A 2970-nucleotide genomic window follows, 5' to 3' on the forward strand; every position below is an offset into this window, starting at 1 on the left:
CCCGACTCCGGCACCGGGGGCGGCGCGGCGGGGGGCGACGGCGGGGTGCTAGAAATCCCTCGTGGACGATCCCTCCGAGCCCTCGATCCTGCGCGTCTTCGTGGCGCTGGCCCCGCCCGACGACGCCAAGGACGAGCTGGCCCGGGCCCTGCAGCCCGCCTACGCCGGGTACCCGCGGCTGCGCTGGAACCGGATCGAGGACTGGCACATCACCCTGGCCTTCCTCGGTGAACTGCCCGCCACCGCGGTGCCGCCGCTGCGGTCGGCGCTGGCGGGCGCGGCGGCGTCGCACCCTGCCCTGTGCCTGCGCCTGCGCGGCGGCGGCCACTTCGACGAGCGGCTGCTGTGGAGCGGTATCGACGGGGACCTGGAGGGACTGCACCAGCTCGCCGCCGACGTCCGGGACCTGGTCAGGTCCTGTGGGATCGAATTCAGGAACCGTCCGCTGCAGCCCCATCTGACCCTGGCGCGGTCCCGCCGCGATGATCCCGCCAGCGTGCCGCAGGTCGCGGCCGATCTCGCGGGGTTCACGGGCCGGCCGTGGCGGACCGAACGCCTCCACCTGGTCGGCAGCAACACCGGCCGCGGCCCCGGGCCGATCCGCTACCGCGACATCGAGGCGTGGCGGTTGGGTGCCGGCGTACAGGCCGGGGACGGCGGCGCTCCCACCGCGCCGTAGCCGCCCCGGCTCGCCCGGTCCGGGCGGTTACCGCGGGGCGGCGGGGTCCTCGGTGTGGTCGTCGAGGGTGATCAGGACGCGGCGCAGCAGGCCGGTGAGCTGCTCGCGTTCGGCGGCGGTGAGCCCGGCGAGCTGGCGTTCCTCGCCGGCGAGGTGGTGTTCGACGAGGCGGTTGGTCAGGTCCTGGCCGGTGCCGGTCAGGGAGATCAGCACCCGGCGGCGGTGGGCGGGGTCGACGGCCCGTTCGACCAGGCCCTTCTCCACGAGGTGGTCGATGCGGTTGGTGAGCGCCGCGGAGCTGATCATCACGGCCGAGCTGAGCTCGCCGGCGGTGAGGACGTGCGGCGCGCCGGAACGCAGCAGGGTGGCCAGGACGTCGAACTCCCAGGGTTCGACGCCGTGGACGGCCAGGTTCTCCTTGATCCCGCGCTCCAGCAGGCGCGAGGCGCGGGAGAGGCGGCCGATGACGGCCATGGGGGAGGTGTCCAGGTCGGGGCGGACCGCGCGCCACTGCGCGGTGATGCGGTCGACGCCGTCGTACTGGGGCTGGTATTCCGTCATGCCCCGGAGTCTAACATTTCGACGTGGAAATGTTTGACATCGCCGATCGGGCCTGCCTATAGTTTCGACATCGAAATGTTCGACATAGGGGGTACGTCATGAAGGTCCTGCTCACCGGCGCCACCGGCTACATCGGCTCCGCCGTCACCGACCACCTCGCCGCCGCCGGCCACCAGGTCGTCGCGCTCACCCGCAGCGCCGCCCCGCAGCCCGGCCGGGCCTGGCACGCCCGGCTGGCCGGCGACACCGCGGACCCGGCCTCGCTGGCCGGCGTGGTCACCCCCGACATCGAGGCCGTGATCCACCTGGCACCCCCGAGCGGCGACGCCGACACCGACACCGCCGTCATCGAGGCGCTCGCCGCACCGCTGCGCGGCACCGGCCGCCCCTTCGTCTACACCAGCGGCATCTGGGTGCTCGGCGCCACCGGCGAGGCCCAGGAGGTCGGCGAGCAAGCCCCGACCGACCCGATCGGCATCGTCGGCTACCGCCCGCGGATCGAGCAGCAGGTACTGGCGGAGGCCGCCCACGGGGTGCGCGCGGTCGTCGTACGGCCCGGCATCGTGTACGGCCGCGGCGGTGGCATCCCCGCCATCCTGGTCGACCGGGCCCGGCAGCAGGGGGAGCCCGAGTACTACGGCGAGGAGGGCGTGCGCTGGTCGACCGTACACGTCGACGACCTGGCCGAGCTGTTCGTTGCCGCCGTCGAACGGGCCGCGGCCGGCACCGTCTGGCACGGCGTCGGTGAGTCGGCCGTCCCGGTCCGTGACCTCGCCCGCGCCGCCGGCCGCGCCGCCGGAGTGCTCGCCGCCCCGCACGCCGTGCCGGTGGAACAGGCCGCCGAGGTCTTCGGCCCGCTCTTCGCGGATGGACTCGCCCTCGACCAGAGCGTCAGCGGCGCCGCCGCCCGGACCGTCCTCGGCTGGCGCCCGCAGCGGCCGGGCGCGGTCGCCGAGCTGGTCTCGGGCTCCTACCGGCCCGTCGAGGTGTTCGGTGCCCCCGACGGCCCGCAGACCGACGCCGAGGTCGCCGCGATCCGCCGCCTGGTCGCCGAGGTCGAGCACGCCCAGCAGAACGAGCTGGTCGACCGGTTCCTGGGCGTCTTCCGCCGCGAGGACCCGGTGTGGACCACCGGCCACGGCAAGCGGCTGTCGGGCTTCGAGGAGATCGCCGCCTTCACCCGCAAGGTGCTGCCCGGGGCGGCCGCCGAGTCCACCGCCGTCTACGACGTCGAGCGCGTGCTGTTCCTGCGCCCCGACGTCGCCGCGGTGAACGTCCGCCAGCAGCCGGTCCGCCACGACGGCACCAGGATCGCCGACCAGCCCGAGGGCCGCCCGTTCTACATCCTCGTCAAGGAGGACGGCACCTGGCGTGTCGGCGCCGCCCAGAACACCGTCGCGGTCGACTGACGACCCGAGCGGCAGCACGGACCCCGAGCCCGACGTACAGGAGGGAACCACCCATGACGACCCGGCAGATGACCGACGCCGAACTCGCCGGCCAGCCCGCCGCCTACTGGACCGGCGTCGCCTACGAGGCACTGATCGCCTACACCCGGGCCCGGCAGGCCGAAAAGGGCTACACCCAGCCGCAGTTCTGGCTGCTGCGCAACCTGTCGGCGAACGACATCTCACCCGACGGCGAGGGGATGACCCTGCCCGAGCTGCGGGAGGCCATGAGGTCCTACATCCGCCCCGAGGACGACCTGGCAGCCGAGTCCGCGGTCCTCG

3 protein-coding genes and 1 pseudogene are annotated in these 2970 nt (G+C 74.0%); 3 read left to right on the forward strand and 1 reads right to left on the reverse strand.

Annotation, left to right across the window (positions count from 1 at the left end; translation table 11 throughout):
• The first annotated feature begins 61 nt into the window (after positions 1 to 61).
• Positions 62 to 679 carry an RNA 2',3'-cyclic phosphodiesterase gene (gene thpR / locus ABZ885_RS38495; protein WP_360199449.1) on the forward strand — a complete coding sequence of 206 codons (618 nt, stop codon included), beginning with the start codon at positions 62 to 64 and terminating at the stop codon, positions 677 to 679.
• Positions 680 to 706: 27 nt separating this feature from the next.
• On the opposite strand, the gene ABZ885_RS38500 is transcribed toward thpR, so the two are convergent.
• On the reverse strand, positions 707 to 1240 hold the full coding sequence (locus ABZ885_RS38500; RefSeq protein ID WP_360199451.1) for a MarR family transcriptional regulator: 534 nt from the start codon (positions 1238 to 1240) through the stop codon (positions 707 to 709).
• A 98-nt stretch (positions 1241 to 1338) separates the two neighbouring features.
• Between ABZ885_RS38500 and ABZ885_RS38505 the strand changes: the two genes are divergently transcribed.
• Together ABZ885_RS38505 and ABZ885_RS38510 are read left to right on the forward strand one after the other, a co-directional pair.
• On the forward strand, positions 1339 to 2649 hold the full coding sequence (locus ABZ885_RS38505) for an SgcJ/EcaC family oxidoreductase (protein ID WP_360199453.1): 1311 nt from the start codon (positions 1339 to 1341) through the stop codon (positions 2647 to 2649).
• Positions 2650 to 2702: 53 nt separating this feature from the next.
• Positions 2703 to 2970, forward strand: a pseudogene (locus tag ABZ885_RS38510) (MarR family transcriptional regulator); the annotation flags it as partial.

The sequence above is a fragment of the Kitasatospora sp. NPDC047058 genome, assembly GCF_040643935.1.
In the GTDB taxonomy this organism is placed as follows: Bacteria; Actinomycetota; Actinomycetes; order Streptomycetales; family Streptomycetaceae; genus Kitasatospora.